At 61.7% G+C, this 17,096-nt stretch carries 17 protein-coding genes; all 17 read right to left on the minus strand.

Translation table 11 applies throughout. The annotated features are described in order from the left end of the window. Positions 1-4: 4 nt before the first annotated feature. The 17 genes from Q1W26_RS12965 to Q1W26_RS13045 all read right to left on the minus strand — a co-directional run bounded on the left by Q1W26_RS12965 (position 5) and on the right by Q1W26_RS13045 (position 17,092). A complete protein-coding gene (locus Q1W26_RS12965) occupies positions 5-784 on the minus strand; it encodes an SPOR domain-containing protein (protein ID WP_300440772.1) in 780 nt (259 codons plus the stop codon). Between the two features lie 14 nt (positions 785-798). Continuing rightward, positions 799-2,073, minus strand: a complete 1,275-nt coding sequence (gene folC, locus Q1W26_RS12970; RefSeq protein WP_300440774.1) for a bifunctional tetrahydrofolate synthase/dihydrofolate synthase — start codon at positions 2,071-2,073, stop codon at positions 799-801. 1 nt (position 2,074) lies between these two features. After that, on the minus strand, positions 2,075-2,950 hold the full coding sequence (accD, locus tag Q1W26_RS12975) for an acetyl-CoA carboxylase, carboxyltransferase subunit beta (protein WP_300440776.1): 876 nt from the start codon (positions 2,948-2,950) through the stop codon (positions 2,075-2,077). Beyond that, complete coding sequence (gene trpA / locus Q1W26_RS12980; RefSeq protein ID WP_300440778.1) at positions 2,950-3,759, minus strand: tryptophan synthase subunit alpha; 810 nt, start codon at positions 3,757-3,759, stop codon at positions 2,950-2,952. The genes accD and trpA overlap by 1 nt, the downstream gene beginning before the upstream one ends. Positions 3,760-3,814: 55 nt before the next feature. Then, positions 3,815-5,026, minus strand: a complete 1,212-nt coding sequence (gene trpB, locus Q1W26_RS12985; RefSeq protein ID WP_300440836.1) for a tryptophan synthase subunit beta — start codon at positions 5,024-5,026, stop codon at positions 3,815-3,817. Then, positions 5,013-5,636 (minus strand): phosphoribosylanthranilate isomerase, encoded by a 624-nt coding sequence (locus tag Q1W26_RS12990; RefSeq protein ID WP_300440780.1) that lies wholly within the window; start codon positions 5,634-5,636, stop codon positions 5,013-5,015. Before Q1W26_RS12990 ends, trpB begins: the two co-directional genes overlap by 14 nt. A gap of 5 nt (positions 5,637-5,641) precedes the next feature. Next, a complete protein-coding gene (truA, locus tag Q1W26_RS12995) occupies positions 5,642-6,436 on the minus strand; it encodes a tRNA pseudouridine(38-40) synthase TruA (protein WP_300440782.1) in 795 nt (264 codons plus the stop codon). Beyond that, a complete protein-coding gene (locus Q1W26_RS13000; protein ID WP_366143676.1) occupies positions 6,433-6,960 on the minus strand; it encodes a hypothetical protein in 528 nt (175 codons plus the stop codon). Before Q1W26_RS13000 ends, truA begins: the two co-directional genes overlap by 4 nt. A gap of 116 nt (positions 6,961-7,076) precedes the next feature. Further along, positions 7,077-10,004 carry a FimV/HubP family polar landmark protein gene (locus tag Q1W26_RS13005; protein ID WP_300440784.1) on the minus strand — a complete coding sequence of 976 codons (2,928 nt, stop codon included), beginning with the start codon at positions 10,002-10,004 and terminating at the stop codon, positions 7,077-7,079. A 139-nt stretch (positions 10,005-10,143) separates the two neighbouring features. Next, complete coding sequence (gene asd, locus Q1W26_RS13010; protein WP_300440786.1) at positions 10,144-11,268, minus strand: aspartate-semialdehyde dehydrogenase; 1,125 nt, start codon at positions 11,266-11,268, stop codon at positions 10,144-10,146. Positions 11,269-11,306: 38 nt separating this feature from the next. Further along, a complete protein-coding gene (gene leuB / locus Q1W26_RS13015; protein WP_300440788.1) occupies positions 11,307-12,368 on the minus strand; it encodes a 3-isopropylmalate dehydrogenase in 1,062 nt (353 codons plus the stop codon). A 66-nt stretch (positions 12,369-12,434) separates the two neighbouring features. Continuing rightward, positions 12,435-13,073: a 3-isopropylmalate dehydratase small subunit gene (leuD, locus tag Q1W26_RS13020; protein ID WP_300440790.1), complete on the minus strand. Its 639-nt coding sequence runs from the start codon at positions 13,071-13,073 to the stop codon at positions 12,435-12,437. Continuing rightward, the gene (locus tag Q1W26_RS13025) at positions 13,073-13,198 is read right to left on the minus strand and encodes an entericidin A/B family lipoprotein (RefSeq protein ID WP_300440792.1); all 126 of its coding nucleotides are present in this window, start codon (positions 13,196-13,198) and stop codon (positions 13,073-13,075) included. The genes leuD and Q1W26_RS13025 overlap by 1 nt, the downstream gene beginning before the upstream one ends. 20 nt (positions 13,199-13,218) lie before the next feature. After that, the gene (leuC, locus tag Q1W26_RS13030; protein WP_300440794.1) at positions 13,219-14,628 is read right to left on the minus strand and encodes a 3-isopropylmalate dehydratase large subunit; all 1,410 of its coding nucleotides are present in this window, start codon (positions 14,626-14,628) and stop codon (positions 13,219-13,221) included. A gap of 37 nt (positions 14,629-14,665) precedes the next feature. Then, positions 14,666-15,508, minus strand: a complete 843-nt coding sequence (locus Q1W26_RS13035) for a M48 family metallopeptidase (RefSeq protein WP_300440796.1) — start codon at positions 15,506-15,508, stop codon at positions 14,666-14,668. 22 nt (positions 15,509-15,530) lie between these two features. Beyond that, complete coding sequence (locus tag Q1W26_RS13040) at positions 15,531-16,688, minus strand: MFS transporter (protein ID WP_300440842.1); 1,158 nt, start codon at positions 16,686-16,688, stop codon at positions 15,531-15,533. Positions 16,689-16,849: 161 nt separating this feature from the next. After that, positions 16,850-17,092: a DUF465 domain-containing protein gene (locus Q1W26_RS13045; protein ID WP_300440798.1), complete on the minus strand. Its 243-nt coding sequence runs from the start codon at positions 17,090-17,092 to the stop codon at positions 16,850-16,852. Positions 17,093-17,096: the final 4 nt, after the last annotated feature.

Here is a 17,096-nt window from a genome sequence, read left to right on the forward strand (position 1 = left end):
CTTCTCACTGTTTGGCGGCCACTGACGCCTGTACGCCCAGAATCTTCTGAATACGTACAGCGGCCTTGTCGGCCGCCGCCTTGTTCGGGAAGGGGCCAGCACGAACCCTCACCTTGTCGCCTACGGTTTCCGTGTAGGAAGAATAGCCTTCAGCCTTCAGCTTTGCGCGCAGAATCGCCACGTTGCCGGCTTCGCGGTAGGCACCGAGGGAAACGAGGTGCGCCTTGCCGGGAGCCTCGTCCTTCGGGCTGGCACCGGCCAGCAAGGCCTTGGCGCGATCAGCCTCTGCGTGGGCTTTCTCACGCGCCTTGTCCTTTTCCTTTTCCTTCTCGCGCTCCCGCTCCTTCTGCTTTGCATCGGGCTTGGGTGCATCCGGCTTGGATTCGGCTTTCCTGGCTTCGGGTCTGACCGGCTCGGACTTGGGCACCTCGGCCTTTTTAGGCGGAGGAATAAGCTCTTCACCGGGCTTGAAAACCGGACTTGCCGTGTCCGGATCAGGCCTGCGCCTGGCTGCGTCGTCCACGATCGGAGGCGCGCTTTCTTCCGCCATCACACCAGCCACGGGCTGACTGGGTGCGGGCCCCTTGCCAGTAATCACGCGGGACGTGAAGTTGCTGCCTTCCTGACTGGGAATACGGATCTGGACGTCCTGCGACGGTGGACGTGGCTCATGGTCCATCACCATCGGCAATACGATGGCCGCGGCCAGAGCCAGTGCTGCAGAGCCGACGAGGCGTCTGCGGGCGCGTTTTTTCAGGTCGATCTGGGTGTCGTTGTCGGCCATTCTTGCTGCAATACCTATTGCGGCGCATTCCGGGCGGCCATGACTTCAGCCACGGTCAGGAAAGAGCCAAAGACTACAATTCTATCACCCTCGGCCGCCCGACCGACTGCGACCTCGTACGCACCACCCGGCGAAACGTATTCGGCAATATCGCCGGAGACGCCGACTTCCCGCAGGATCGCAGCCAGCTTCTCCGCGCTGAGTCCGCGCGGCCCCGGCAGGCTTGCCACCAGCCAGTGATCGACGCGGTCACGCAGCAGGCGAACCACGCCGGCCACATCCTTGTCTGCCAGCATCCCGATCACAGCCCAGGTTTCCGGGAAAAAGCCCATGCTGGCCAGGTTCTCGTTGAGCACCCCGGCCGCCTGCGGGTTGTGGGCGACATCCAGCACGATGCTCGGGCGCCCCGGCAAGACCTGGAAGCGCCCCGGAAGCTCGACGAGCATGAAACCCTGCCGGATCGCCTGCATCGGCACAGGCAGGATGTCGCGCACGGACTCACAGGCCGCCATGACGGCAGCCGCGTTGAGCAGCTGGTTCATGCCTCGCAGCGACGGATAGGCCAGCCCGCCCCGCCGGCTTCCGCCTGCAGTCCAGAAGGCCCACTGGTTCTGGTCACCGGAAAAACCAAAGTCGCGGCCACTGACCCACAGCCTGGCACCAATCGCCTCGGCATGCGCAAGCAGCGAAGCGGGCGGCTGCGGATCACTGCAGATCGCTGGACGACCGGCACGAAAAATTCCGGCCTTCTCGAATCCGATGGCCTCGCGGTTGTCGCCAAGATAGTCCATGTGATCCATCGCTACGCTGGTAACGATGGCGCAATCAGGCTCGAAGACATTCACGGCGTCCAGGCGGCCGCCCAGACCCACTTCAAGGATGATTGCTTCAAGCCCGGCACGGCAAAAGGCAACCCAGGCGGCCAGCGTGCCGTGCTCGAAGTAAGTGAGAGGAATGTCGCCGCGGGCACGCTCGACCTCGGCAAAGGCGTCGACGAGGACCGCGTCTTCGACATCCCGGCCGTCGATGCGCACGCGCTCGTTGTACCGGAGCAGGTGCGGGGACGTATACAGCCCGACGCGGTAACCTGCCGCCAACAACACAGCCTCGAGCAGGGCGCAGGTCGAGCCCTTGCCGTTGGTGCCACCTACGGTAAAGACCGGGCAGGTCTGGGGAAGATCAAGGGCGTCGCGAACCGCGCGCACCCGGTCGAGGCCGAGCTGGATGGACTGACCATGGCGTGCTTCCAGCAGGCCCAGCCAGCCGTCAAGAGTTTCAGGCAACTGCATATCAGGAGGCGGAGCGAACGGAGGACTGGCGAGTCAGAAGGGTAAGCAGTTCGGCAAGACGGTCACGCAATTCACGGCGATCCACGATCATGTCGATGGCGCCCTTCTCGAGCAGGAACTCGGAGCGCTGGAAGCCCGGCGGCAGGGTTTCACGCACGGTCTGCTCGATCACGCGGGGGCCGGCAAAGCCGATCAGCGCGCCAGGCTCGGCAATCACCAGATCGCCCATGAAGGCGAAACTGGCCGACACGCCACCCATCGTCGGATCGGTAAGGAGGGTAATGAAGGGCAGCTTGCGATCAGCCAGACGGGTAATGCCGGCGGTGGTCTTGGCCATCTGCATCAGCGAGAACAGGCCTTCCTGCATCCGCGCACCGCCCGAAGCGGTGACGCAGACAAACGGCAGACGCTGTTCGACGGCAGCCCGAACGCCACGCATGAAGCGCTCGCCGACAACCGACCCCATCGATCCGCCCATGAACTCGAACTCGAAACAGGCAATCACCACAGGCACGGTCTTGATCGCACCCTGCACGACAACCATCGCGTCGGTCTCCTCGGAGTCCTCGCTGGCTGCCACGAGGCGGTCGGGATAGCGCTTGGAATCCTTGAACTTCAGCGGATCGATCGGCACCACTTCAGAGCCGATCTCGAACTGGCCTTCCGGATCGAGAAGATACTCGATGCGCTGACGGGCCCGGATGCGCTGGTGATGCCCGCACTTGGGACACACGTTGAGATTGCTTTCGAGATCCGAGCGATACAACACCGCCTCGCAGGCCGGACACTTGCTCCACAAGCCCTCGGGGATCGCCTTGCGACCAGACGGCGCATCGCGCTTGATCTTCGGTGGCAGCAGTTTTTTCAACCAGCTCATTAGCGCTCTCCCGCGTTGTCGATGGCAGTGCGGATGCTGCGCAGGAAGGTGGTGACCTTCGCCGGCGCCTCTTCACGGCTGCTTTGTTCGATTTCCTCGATGATCCGGCTGCCGATCACCACGGCATCTGCCAGGGTCGCGATGCTCGCCGCGGTGGCGGCATCACGGATCCCGAAGCCGACACCGACCGGCATGCCGACTTTTTCGCGAATCACCGGGATACGCCGGGCGACTTCGTCCAGATCCAGGCTTGCCGAACCCGTCACACCTTTGAGGGAAACATAATAAATGTAGCCACTGCCGACAGCCGCCACATCGGCAAAACGCTGTTCGGTGGACGTGGGGGCCAGCAGGAAGACCGGATCAAGGCCCGCAGCGCGGCAGGTTTGCGCGAAAGCAATGCACTCTTCAGGCGGGTAATCAACCACCAGCACGCCGTCTACACCCGCATCGGCGGCCGCGCGGGCAAAGGCTTCAGCCCCCATCGCCTCGATCGGGTTGGCGTAGCCCATCAGCACGATGGGGGTTGCATCGCCAGTGGCACGGAAAGCGCGAACGATATCAAGCACCTTGCGCGTGCTCATGCCCGCGGCCAGGGCCCGCTCGGAAGCACGCTGGATCGTCGGGCCATCGGCCATCGGATCCGAGAACGGAACACCGAGTTCAATGATGTCAGCCCCCCCCGCAACCAGTGCCTGCATCAGCGGCAAGGTCATTTCGGGAGCGGGATCGCCGGCGGTGATGAACGGAATGAGCGCCTTGCGCCCTTCGTTAGCCAGCCGCTTGAAAGTTTGTTGGATTGTGGACATGGACGGGTATGAATGGTCGGCGGCCCCGCCGGAAAAGCCGACGGGGCCGCGAAGATCAGAACTGGATGCCGGATTTCTCGGCGACGGTGTGCATATCCTTGTCGCCGCGACCGGAAAGATTGACCAGCAGCACCTTGTCCTTCGGCAGGGTCGGCGCCAGCTTGGCTGCATAGGCCAGGGCGTGGGACGACTCCAGCGCCGGAATGATGCCTTCGAAACGGCACAGGTCATGGAAGGCCTGCAGCGCTTCGGCATCCGTTATCCCGACGTATTCAGCGCGCAGGCTATCCTTCAGCCACGCATGCTCGGGGCCCACGCCGGGGTAATCGAGGCCCGCCGAAATGGAATGCGTTTCGATGATTTGCCCGTCTTCGTTCTGCAGCAGATAGGTACGGTTGCCGTGCAGCACGCCGGGACGACCCGCCGACAACGACGCCGCATGCTGACCGGTCTCGATGCCGCTGCCAGCCGCCTCGACACCGATGAGACGGACCTTGTCGTGGCCGATATACGGATGGAAGATCCCCATCGCGTTCGAGCCGCCACCCACACAGGCGATCACGTAATCTGGCTGGCGGCCGGCCATCTCGGGCATCTGGTCGATGCACTCCTTGCCAATGACCGCCTGAAAGTCACGCACCATCATCGGATAGGGGTGCGGCCCCGCGACCGTGCCGATGATGTAGAAGGTATTGCCGATGTTGGTGACCCAGTCGCGCATCGCTTCGTTGAGCGCATCCTTGAGGGTCTTGGAGCCGCTCTCCACCGGCACGACCGTGGCGCCGAGAAGCTTCATGCGGTAGACGTTGGCGGCCTGACGGCGCACGTCTTCCGAGCCCATGTAAACCACGCACTCCATGCCGTAGCGGGCGGCAACCGTCGCCGTCGCAACTCCGTGCTGGCCAGCCCCCGTTTCGGCGATAACCCGCGGCTTGCCCATGCGCCGGGCCAGCATGGCCTGACCGATGCAGTTATTGATCTTGTGCGCGCCGGTATGGTTGAGATCTTCCCGCTTGAGATAGATCTGCGCGCCGCCGAGAAGGTCTGACATGCGCTTGGCGTGGTAGATCGGGCTCGGACGGCCGACGTAGTGCTTGAGCTCGTACTCGAACTCGGCAACGAACGCGGGATCTTGCTGGGCCACTTCGTAGGCCTGCCGCAGTTCGGTCAGCGCCGGGATCAGGGTCTCAGCGACAAACACACCGCCATAGGGACCGAAATGGCCGCGCGCGTCGGGTAGATCGTAAGGGGCATCAGCCATGTGCATTTTGGACTCCGGCAACAAATTCGGTGATTCGGTCAGCATCCTTGATTCCCTTCGCCGCTTCGACACCGCTCGACACGTCCACAGCCCACGGCTGAACGCATCTCACAGCCTCGGCCACATTCCCGGCATGCAGGCCACCGGAAAGAATCAGGGGCAAAGGCAGCCCGGAAGGAATGAGCGACCAGTCGAAAGCTTCTCCACCACCACCATAGCCTTCAACAAAGGCATCCAGAAGCAAACCCTGGGCGCAAGGGAAGGAAGCTGCGTATTTTAACAGATCGAGCCCCGGCCGCATCCGCCCTGCCTTGATGTACGGCAGGCCATAGCCGACGCAATCGGCCTCGGTCTCATCGCCATGAAACTGCAAGACCTGTAGCGGCACGGCTTCCAGCGCGTTTTCGACATAGTCACGCCCGGCGTTCACGAACAATCCGACTGTTGTGACGAAAGGCGGAATCAGACGGGCAAGCTCTGCCGCCCTCTCGAAACTTACGAAGCGGGGACTGGGCGGGTAGAAAACGAAACCGATCGCGTCGGCGCCGGCACTGACCGCGGCGCGAACGTCTTCTTCGCGGGTCAGGCCGCAGATCTTGATACGGGTGCGATGCACGGAAGTCAGGGAAGCAGCAGTTGGGGAGCACCGATGATACGCCCCCCGCCCGGCAGCGGCCAACGCGCAGGGTATTCGACACCGCACAGGTAAAGCCCGTCGGGAGCGAAGGTGGGCGCAGCAAGCGTCCGGTTTCGCACTGCCAACAGTTCAGCCATCCACTCGGCCGGCTTGCGCCCCTTGCCGACGAAAACCAGCGACCCGACAAGATTGCGGATCATGTGATGCAAGAAAGCATTGGCGTGAAAATCAAACAGCACGATGTCACCCTGACGCCGGACCTCGACCGAATGCATGAAGCGCACCGGGGACTTGGCCTGGCACTCGGCCGCCCTGAACGACGTGAAATCGTGCTCGCCGACGAGACAGGCTGCCGCCGAGCGCATGGCCTCTTCGTCCAGTGGGCCATGCGTCCAGCCCACTCGCCCGCCAAGCAAACCTGGCCGGATCCGCCGGTTGAGAAGCACGTAGCGGTATCGCCGCGACTCTGCACTGAAGCGGGCATGAAAATCGTCATCCACTTCCACAGCCCACAAAACGCAGACGCTGGCTGGCAAATGACTATTCACGCCCCGCACCCAAGCCTCGAGCGGACGTTTAGCCACGGTGTCGAAATGAGCTACCTGCATGCTCGCGTGCACACCTGTATCAGTCCGGCCGGCACAGACGAGTTTCACGGGCACCTGGGCAATCTGCGCAAGGGCATGCTCGACCGCGTTCTGAACCGTCCGGCCATGGGGCTGAATCTGCCAGCCCTCGAAAGCATTGCCATCATATTCGACGCCTATTGCAACCCTCATTTGCTCACCAACCAGACCATCAGCACCAACAGGCCCCCAATCGCAAACCGGTCAGGCCAGCGCAGGGGCGCGAACACTACCGTCAAGCTATCCAACTCAGCACGATCGGGATTTTCTGCCATCAACGCTCGCCATCCGCCCGAAGGTGGCGATTCCACGTAGCCAAATGCAAGCAGCACTCGAACAGCCAGCCGTTCAATCGACAGACCGGCAAAGCTCAGCGGACGGGCGAGTGCCATCAGGCCGGACACGAGCGTTCTTTCATCGGTTTTTTCCAGAAGAATCGAGACAAGCATGACGACGACGAGCAGCCGACCACCATGAACGAGAGCCATATCAAGCCCCTCAATGGTCGGCCCGGCACGTCCCGGGAACGACAGAAGCGCTTCTCCGGGAGTAAAAAAGGCAAACAGCAGAAACAAAACCACGAGCAGAACGCGGACGCGCCGCAAAAGGCGCAGGGTTCGATGCCTCGCGAACAGGACGGAGATGACCATAACAACAAACCCGAAGCCCCATAACATGGAGCCTCGGGCTATTTGAAAAAATACGACCACTGCCGCCCAGGCGACAAGTCGCGTCGCCGGGTGCATCGCAATTGTCACTGCGTCAAAAACGCTCCGGACTGCAAGCCGCCCGATCAGGAAAGGCGAGCGAGAATCGCGCGCGCCTCATCCTGCTGGAGCCCCGAACCTTCGCGCAAGACCTCTTCAACGAGCTCCCTCGCGCCATCCTTGTCACCCATTTCCTCGTAGGCGCGAGCCAACTCGAGCTTGGTGGCCACCTCCTGCTGAAGATCGAGATCCAAGGGTGGCTCGGTGGGCGGTCCTGCATCCGGCAATTCGATTGCAGACGCGACGACAGGTCGCTTGAGTTCGAGATCGAGAGCCTTCAGGTCAGCCCCGGGCGCAAACGCCGCCTTTACGGGAGCCTTCGTCTCAACTTTATCGTCCAGTTCGAAGTCGAAATCCAGCAAGCTACTGTCAAAACTCGTCCGCTCCAGATCGACGGTGGCAGCATCCACAGGCTCGCGGATGCTGTCTTCGGCCAGCGTGGCCGTCAGATCCACATCGACGGTTTGATCAGACGGTACCCCTGAGCGGTGCTCGCCAAACTCGGAGCTTATCTCGAAGTCGAGATCGCTGGCGTCGGGCAGGCTAAAGTCTGCCGCCAAACGCTGGGGCCGCGTCGAGGTAGCCTCCAGATTGGGCATGACATCCCCGGCCACAAGTGTGGCCCCCATTTCGGGCTGAGACACCTGATCAAAACCGAGATCGAAGTCCAGGCCGTTGCTGGCAGTCGGGGAGCCGCTTCCCAGCGCAACGGTTCTCGCACTGCTCGAATCGTCTTCAACATTCAGATCGAGATCGAAATCGAGAATCCCTGCAGCGGGGAAGCTGGCTGCGGGCTGAGCAGGATGCGACTCTGCAGAAACCACCCGTTCGATATCTTCCATGCTCGCATACTGATTGAGATCTCCGGGCAAAGCCCAGGTGTCTTTCAGCTGCGATGGAGACTCCAGTGGATCGTCGCTGCCAAGCTGCGACGGCTCACTCGCCATGAAGGCCGGCTCGGCAACCGGGACTCGCGCAGTGCCTGCCTGCACAAAGCCGGTAGCTGCCGCAGCGCCTCCGGCAATCGTCTGGGGACCGGGAGTCGAAGCCGCCGCCGACACGGCCATCGTCGGGCCCGACGGAGTGCCCGGCGCCGGGATGCGGTACAACGGGCTGTCCGGATCAACTTTACGCCCGAGAGCCGCCGCCTTTTCCCAATCCTGACCGTTGCCGCCAGTCAGCGAGTAGAGCTCGGTAGCAGTAGTCTCGAACTGCTTGAGATTCTTGCGCTGTGCATAAATCTCGAGGAGCTTTAGATGGACCCCAGTCCGCCCTGGATCGGTCTTGAGGGCATCCAGAAGGATTTCCTCGGCCTGGGCATCACGCCCATAGGCCATATACACATCGGCTTCCGCTACAGGGTCGACCCCTTCATCGGTATCGATCGACGAAAGCCCGGACTGGCTGAAATCGGTCTGGATCTGGCTGCTGCTGCCTGTATCAACACTTTGCCCCACTGCGCTGCCAAAAACAGAACTCGATCCGTCACCGAATTCGGAGAGCGCGGGCGTCGTGGTGGGAGCGCCCTGACCATTACGGCGCTGGTACAGCTTGTAGCCGCCCCATCCGAGCAATAGCGCGAGAATGCCGCCCCCGCCAATCAACAGCGAGGTGTCATCCGCGGGAGACTGGACTTCCGGGGGCTTGACCGGCGCAGGCTCCGGAACGGGTGGCGGAGGCGGCGGAACCGGCCTCGGCTCGGGAACAGGCTCCGGCTCCTTCGGAAGCTCGGGCTTTTCAGGCTCGGCAGTGGCAGGCGCAGCAACAGGCTCGACAGGAGCCTTTGCGACGGGAGGCGGCGGCGCAGCTTCCGACTGCATCTGCGCCATGCCCTGGCTCTTCAGTTCGACCAGGCGCTGAAGTTCCTTGATGCTTTTTTCGAGTTCAGCCAAGCGGGTATTGGCCTCGCTCAGAGCCTTGTCCCGAGAAACCAGATCTTCTTCGAGCGCCTGCAGGCGAGCAACGGACTTCTCTCCGCCAGCACCACCTGCACGCACACCTTCTTCGCTCTTTGAAACCTTGAGCCTATCGCTTGAGCCCGCAGCAGGCTGAGCCCGATCTTCGACCTTGGCCCCGATCTTGCCGCCACTGCCCTGCTGCGTTGGCGCCTCCTTGGCCGGCCCGGCGGCAGCCTGCTCTGCAAGCTTCCGGCTGTAGCGCCCGAAATCTGACGACTGGCCGACCAGTTGTTGACGTCCGCCTTCACCAGCAACCTGACGCACACCTTCAGCATCGGGAATACGCAGGATCTTGCCGGCTTGCAGGCGATTCATGTCATCGCCTTCAAAAGCCGAGCGATTACCCTGGAAGAGAGCCATCAGCATTTGCTCCATGGAAACGCCTTCCGGCCGGTTTTCCATGGCGATGCGATTCAGCGTATCGCCGGACTGCACCATGTAGGCGCGCCCGCCCACTGGCGAAGCCGCAGCGGGCCGCGCGATGCGCGCAGCAGCAGGACGACGCACGGCAGGAGATCCGGCGCGCACGCCAGACTGGCCATAACGCATTTCCGGCGAAGCCACCGCAACAGGTGCCCGAGCGGTCCCTGTATCGGGAGGATCCAGCAAGAAGGTATATTCTCGAATGAGGCGCCCGGCCGACCAGTTCAGCTCGACCAGCATATCGACGAAGGGCTCGTTGATCGGTCTGTCACTGCTGACCCTCACGACGGCACCGCTCCCTCGACGCTCAACAGACATGCGCAATCCGCTGACGGAGGAAGAGTAATCGATCCCGGCCTGCCGGAAGGCGTCTGCAGATGCGAGACGCGCCGTCATGTTCTGGATTTCTTCGGGCGCGGCAGCGATTTCCACCTCTGCACGCAGAGGCTGACCGAGTCCGCTCAGGACTGTAATTCGCCCAAGCCCCGCTGCGGTGGCACTGAAGGACAGCGCACTGATTGCGGCAGCGAGCAGGGTGCGTTTTAGCCGACTATTCACGAGGTTCTTATGCACGAAGGCTGATCATCGAAATCGAGTTATCGATGAACATAACATCATGGGTTTGGTGAGGCAAGTTCAAGCACTATTTGAACTCACCTCACCAAAGTGAGCAGCCAATTGAAAAAGGCGGCTTTCGCCGCCTTTTTCAATTTCAGTCTTCCAGCAGAACCCGCAACATGCGTCGCAGCGGCTCGGCGGCGCCCCACAAAAGCTGGTCGCCGACGGTGAAGGCCGAAATGTACTCGCCGCCCATGGCCAGTTTCCGGATGCGGCCAACGGGAACAGTCAGCGTGCCGGTCACCGCGGTCGGGGTCAGGTCTTTCATCGACGCCTCGCGCTGGTTCGGAACAACCTTGACCCAGTCATTGGCCGTGGCCAGCATGCTCTCGATCTCGTCGACCGGGATATCCTTGCGCAGCTTCAGGGTAAGCGCCTGGCTATGGCAACGCATCGCGCCGATACGCACACAGAGGCCATCGATGGGCACCACCGGAGCACTGAAGCCTTCGCCGCGACCGAGGATCTTGTTGGTTTCGACACCCCCCTTCCACTCTTCCTTGGACTGGCCGTTTCCGAGATCCTTGTCGATCCACGGAATCAGCGAGCCTGCCAGCGGCACGCCGAAGTTGGAGGACGGGAAGGCCTCGTCGCGCATGGTGCCAGCTACTTCGCGGTCGATATCGAGGATTGCCGAGGCAGGATCGTCGAGCAGTTCTTTGACCGAGCGGTTCAGTTCGCCCATCTGGGACAGCAACTCGCGCATGTTCTGCGCACCGGCACCGGATGCTGCCTGGTAGGTCATGGACGTAGCCCACTCGACCAGATCACGCTGGAACAGGCCGCCGAGAGCCATCAGCATCAGCGACACGGTGCAGTTGCCACCGATCCAGTCGCGACCGCCCTTGACGAGAGAATCCTTGATCACGTTCATATTGACCGGATCGAGAATGATGACTGCCTTGGGGTCCATGCGCAGCGTGGAAGCTGCATCGATCCAGTGACCGCTCCAGCCCGCTGCGCGCAGCTTCGGGTACACGTCGCTGGTGTAGTCACCGCCCTGACAGGTAATGACGATGTCCATCGTCTTCAGTTCGTCGATGTTCCGGGCGTCCTTCAGCGCGGGGGCTTCCTTGCCGAAATTCGGCGCCTTGCCGCCCGGATTGGAAGTGGTGAAGAACACCGGCTCGATCAGTGCAAAATCATTCTCTTCGCGCATGCGCTGCATGAGCACGGAACCAACCATTCCGCGCCAGCCAACCAGACCCACTCTTTTCATTTCGATCCCCGATCAGACTTGATTATTTTTTCGATTGTTTACAGCGCAGCGATGACCGCGTCACCCATTTCCCTGGTGCCTACACGACGGGTGCCCGGCTCGTAGATGTCGCCGGTGCGATAGCCGGCGGCGAGTACTTTCTTCACCGCGGTCTCAATGCGCGCGGCCTGGGCCTCCATGTTGAAGCTGTAACGCAGCATCATGGCTGCCGACAACATGGTGGCCAACGGGTTGGCCAGGTCCTTGCCGGCAATATCGGGGGCGGAGCCATGGCTCGGCTCGTACATGCCCTTGCCCTGGGCATTGAGGGAAGCGGACGGCAGCATGCCGATGGAGCCGGTGAGCATGGAGGCTTCGTCGGAGAGAATGTCGCCGAACATGTTGCCGGTCACCATCACGTCGAACTGCTTTGGCGCGCGCACGAGTTGCATCGCGGCGTTGTCGACGAGCATGTGGGTGAGCTCCACGTCCGGGTAGTCGGCGGACAGCTCGATCATCACGTCGCGCCACAGCTGGGTGGTTTCGAGGACGTTCATCTTGTCCACGGAACACAGCCTCTTATCGCGCTTGCGGGCGGCTTCGAAAGCCACCTTGCCGATGCGGCGGATTTCGGATTCCGAGTAGATCATCGTATTGAAACCGACGCGCTCACCGTTTTCAACGCGGATGCCGCGGGGCTGGCCGAAATAGATGTCACCCGTGAGCTCGCGCACGATGAGGATATCCAGCCCGGCAACGATCTCGGGCTTGAGCGACGAGGCATTGGCGAGTTCGGGGTAAAGAATCGCCGGACGCAGGTTGGCGAAAAGCTCGAGCTGCCGACGAATGCCGAGCAGGCCGAGTTCGGGACGCTGCTCCCGCGGAAAGCTATCCCACTTCGGCCCCCCCACCGCGCCGAGCAGCAGCGCATCGGCTTCATCGGCAAGGCGAACGGTTTCTTCCGGCAAGGGCTTGCCGGTGGCGTCAACGGCGGCGCCGCCCACGAGAGCCGTTTCGGCTTCGAACTTCACACCGTCATCACGCATGGCATCGAGCATGCGCAGAGTCTGACCGATGATTTCAGGGCCGATGCCGTCACCCGGCAGAACACAGATTTTCATTGTAGTTTTCCGTTTTTTTCGTTGGTCGATGCCGGCGACAGGGTTGCCGCCGGACGATCGCAGTAATCAGGCGAACAGCCAAGGCTGCTCGACGCGGCGACGGGCTTCGTAGTCACGGATGATGTCGGCACGACGCAGGGTCAGGCCGATGTCGTCCCAGCCATTGAGCAGGCATTCGCGGCGGAACGGATCCACGTTGAAGGGAATCACCTTGCCGTCGGCGCGGGTAATGGTCTGAGCCTGGAGATCCACCGTCAGCCGATAGCCGTCGGCCCCAAGGCACTGGGCAAACAGTTCTTCGACTTCAGCGGCATCCAGCTTGATAGGCAGGAGACCATTCTTGAAGCAGTTGTTGAAGAAGATGTCGGCAAAGCTGGGGCCGATGATCACACGGAAGCCGTAATCCTCCAGCGCCCACGGGGCATGCTCGCGCGAGCTGCCACAACCGAAGTTGTCGCGGGTCAGCAGGATTTGCGCGCCTTGGTAGCGGGGCTGGTTAAGCACAAAATCCGGGTTCTCCGGACGCCCGGAATTGTCCTGACCGGGCTGGCCGACATCCAGGTAGCGCCACTCGTCGAACAGGTTGGGGCCGAAGCCGCTGCGCTTGATCGACTTGAGAAACTGCTTGGGAATGATTGCATCGGTATCGACGTTGGCGCGATCCATCGGCGCCACGAGACCGTCGAGTTTCTGGAATGGCTTCATTACTTGGCTACCTTCTGGATGGCCTCGCCACCCTTTTCAAGATCCTTGCCGAACCCCTGCACGGTGTTGCAACCGGCGAGGAGCACGACGGCAAATACACCGATCAGCGCGATGAATTTACGCATGACTGATTTTCTCCGCGACTTCAGGCGAACTCGCGCACATCGGCAAAATGACCGGCGATTGCAGCCGCGGCGGCCATTGCCGGGCTGACGAGATGCGTTCTGCCACCCGCGCCCTGACGACCTTCGAAGTTGCGGTTGGACGTGGAGGCACAACGCTCGCCCGGCTCAAGGCGATCGGCGTTCATCGCCAGACACATGGAGCAGCCCGGCTCGCGCCATTCAAAACCGGCGGCAACGAAGATCTTGTCGAGGCCTTCGGCTTCGGCCTGGCGCTTGACGAGGCCGGAGCCCGGCACAACCAGCACCAGCTTGACGTTGTCGGCCTTGCGGCGGCCCTGCGCCACTGCGGCCGCTGCACGCAGATCCTCGATGCGCGAGTTGGTGCATGAACCGATAAAGACCTTGTCGATCGCAATGTCCTTGATCGGCGTACGTGGCGTGAGCCCCATGTACTGAAGCGCGCGCTCCATGCCTTCGCGCTTTACCGGGTCTTTCTCGAGGGCCGGATCCGGCACGCTGGCGTCGACAGAAGCCACCATTTCAGGCGACGTACCCCAGGTGACCTGAGGCTCGATCTGCGCGGCATCAAGCTCCACCACGGCATCGAAGACGGCGTCGTCATCCGAATGCAGGGTCTTCCAGTATTCGACCGCGCGATCCCACAGTGCGCCTTTTGGCGAAAAAGGCCGGTCTTTGAGGTAGGCGACGGTTTGATCGTCAACGGCAACGAGGCCCGCGCGGGCACCCGCTTCGATGGCCATGTTGCAAATGGTCATACGGCCTTCGACCGACAGGCCACGAATGGCGCTGCCTCCGAACTCCATCGCGTAACCGGTTCCGCCCGCCGTGCCGATGCGGCCGATGATCGCCAGCACGACATCCTTGGCAGTTACACCGGCGCCGAGCTGGCCATCCACGCGGATCAGCATGGTTTTGGACTTTTTCTGGAGCAGGCACTGGGTGGCCATCACGTGCTCGACTTCCGAGGTGCCGATGCCGTGAGCCAGGCACGCAAAGGCGCCATGAGTGGACGTGTGGGAGTCCCCGCAGACGACGGTCATGCCCGGCAGGATTGCGCCGTTTTCCGGCCCGATGACGTGCACGATGCCCTGGCGCGCGTCCTTGAACGGGAAATAGGCCAGCGCTCCAACTTCACGGATGTTGCTGTCGAGGGTTTCCACCTGCTGACGGGAAACCGGGTCGAGAATGCCCTGCTCCCAGTGATCGGTGGGCGTGTTGTGGTCGGCCGTTGCAACGATCGAATCCACGCGCCAGGGCTTGCGCCCGGCCAGCTTGAGGCCTTCGAAGGCTTGGGGGCTGGTGACTTCGTGAACGAGGTGACGGTCGATGTAGATCAGCGCAGTGCCGTCGTCTTCGACGTGGACCACGTGGCTCGACCACAATTTTTCGTAAAGCGTTTGCGCTTGCATGGGCGGGAAGTCAGAGCTGAAGGGCGGAAAACTTTTATTATTTCACAGGCCTTGCGCGCTGAGTAGCTTGCTCGTACAGGGGCATGACCCGCGCGGCGTATTGTTGCAGATCCTGCTGCCGAGTCTCGTTGGACGGGTGGGTCGACAACCACTGGGGCGGAGCACCGCTGGAAGCCTTGGCCATCTTCTGCCAGAGGCTGATTGCGGCACGGGGATCGTAGCCGCCAAGGGCAGCAAGTTCGACGCCGATACGGTCGGCCTCAGTCTCGTGTTCACGGCTGTTGGGCAGCTCGAAACTCACCTTGGCCACCGTACCGATGAGGTCGGTTCCCGCTCGGCCAACGCCAAGCACGGCACCGACAACCGCTACGCCGACGTTCGTCACCATCGACTGCGACGCCCGTTCCCGAGCGTGCTCGCGCAGCGCATGGGCAATCTCGTGGCCCATGATGGCGGCGATCTCGTCGTCGGTCAGGGCCAGCTTTTCGATGATTCCGGAGTAGAACGCGATCTTTCCTCCCGCCATGCACCAGGCGTTGAGATCGTTCGAAGTCAGCACATTCACTTCCCACTGCCAGGCCGGCGCGTCGGGCCGGAAGGCCCCGGTTGCCGGGATCAGGCGACGGGCCACCGCACGCACGCGTTCAACCTGGACCTTGTCCCGGTTGAGGGCATTCTTCTGTCCCGCCTGCTGGAGGATCTGGTGATAGCTCTGGGACGATGCCTGCTCCATCTCCTTGGACGAGACCATCATCATCTGCCGACGCTCGATACCCACTGCCCCGCCCTGGGTCGTTTGCACCGTCTGGCAGGCGGTCACGACGCCCGCGGCGATCATCACGGGCAAAAAGCCCTGCAGCCATCCAAAATGTCTATTCATGCTTTGACTCAAATCTGTTCATTTAAATGTCTGCCCGCCCTGAACTGCCCCGCTCCTGCCAGCCGCCGACGAGCACCAGCAAGCCGAGAAGCGCAAACAGAGATCCGAGCGAATAGGTCCAGGCCGGCCCGATGCTTTCCCAAGTGTAGCCGCTAATCAGGCCGCCGATCATTCCCCCGGCGCCAAACGAAATACTGCCGTACAAGGCCTGACCACGCGCCTGGTGACGGGTTCCGAACCAGCCATTCACGGCAGCCACAGCAGCCGCGTGATAGGCGCCAAAGGTTGCACCATGAAGCACCTGGGCGAACAGCAGCAGCACCAGCGACTCCGCGCCCCAGCCTATCAACAAAAACCGCAGCACGGCCGCCGCGAGACTGAAGATCAGGATTCCACGCAGGGAAGAGACGCGAAGCAGCTGCGGCATCCCCATGAAAACAACGATTTCGGCAACAACGCCAAGGGTCCACATCCAGCCCACCAGCGACTTGCTGTACCCATGGGCAACCAGGTGCAAGGAGTAGAAAACATACAGCGCTCCGTGCGCGGCAGACATGAAAAAACACGCAGCCAGCAGCGCCCTTACGTGGGGCCGTCGCAGAATTTCGGTGAGCGCGACATGCACGTCGGGCACCGACGAGGCATGCGCTTCCGGAATCGTCAGCGCGCAAAACAGGATTCCCCCCAGCAGTGCCAACGAAATCCACAGGAGCGCAGCCACAGGCAGATCGTCGAGGAGATAACCCAGGCCCAGCACCGCCACGATAAAGCCCACCGAGCCCCACACGCGGATATTGCCGTAGCGGCCGGCCTGCCCCTGCAAATGCGCAAAGGTCAGCGTTTCGACCAGCGGTAGTGCCGCACTCCAGAAAAATGCCAGAAAAGCCATGCTGGCAAACAGCGCGCCATAGGCATCGCTCACCAGAAACCCTGCAAAACCAATCAGCGACAAAAGTGCAGACAGGCGCAGGATGGTCGTGCGGGCCCCGAGCCGGTCGGCCAGCCAGCCCCAAAGTGCCGGCGCCAGCATGCGCATGACGGACATCAGCGACATCAGCACGGCAATTTGCGTTGCCGTGTTGCCGATGGATTGCAGGTAAAGGCTGAAGTAGGGAGAAAAGGCGCCGATGAAAGCGAAATAGAAGAAGTAATAGCCGGACAGGCGCCAGTAGGGAATCATCGACGGGAGTGTAGCTTGCACGAAACCCCGCGGAATCCACGGGGCGGGCTTGAGCATGCCGGGATTGAAAAAATCAAAGCCCCCGACGAGCGGAGGCTTGGAGGTTTGTCCGCAGTATGAGCGCTCTCAAGCGCTCTTTTTCCTGCAGAACAGTCAACCGGTCAATTGACCGGAGAACTCTTCAACATGCCATGGAGTTCGTCTTTCAGTTTCAGGCGGCGCTTCTTGAGGTCTTCGAGCTCGAAGTCCGTTGCGATTTCGGCCTGGACTTCAACACGCACCACGTTGCGGTTTACGTCGTGGTATTCATCAAAAAGCCTTGCGAAGTGTCCGTTGGACATCTTAAGTGCATGAATCTGCTCGCGGTATTCGGGGAATTCGTGGTTCAGATCGTGTTGCTCCATGCAT

This window comes from Zoogloea sp. (assembly GCF_030157465.1).
GTDB lineage: Bacteria > Pseudomonadota > Gammaproteobacteria > Burkholderiales > Rhodocyclaceae > Zoogloea.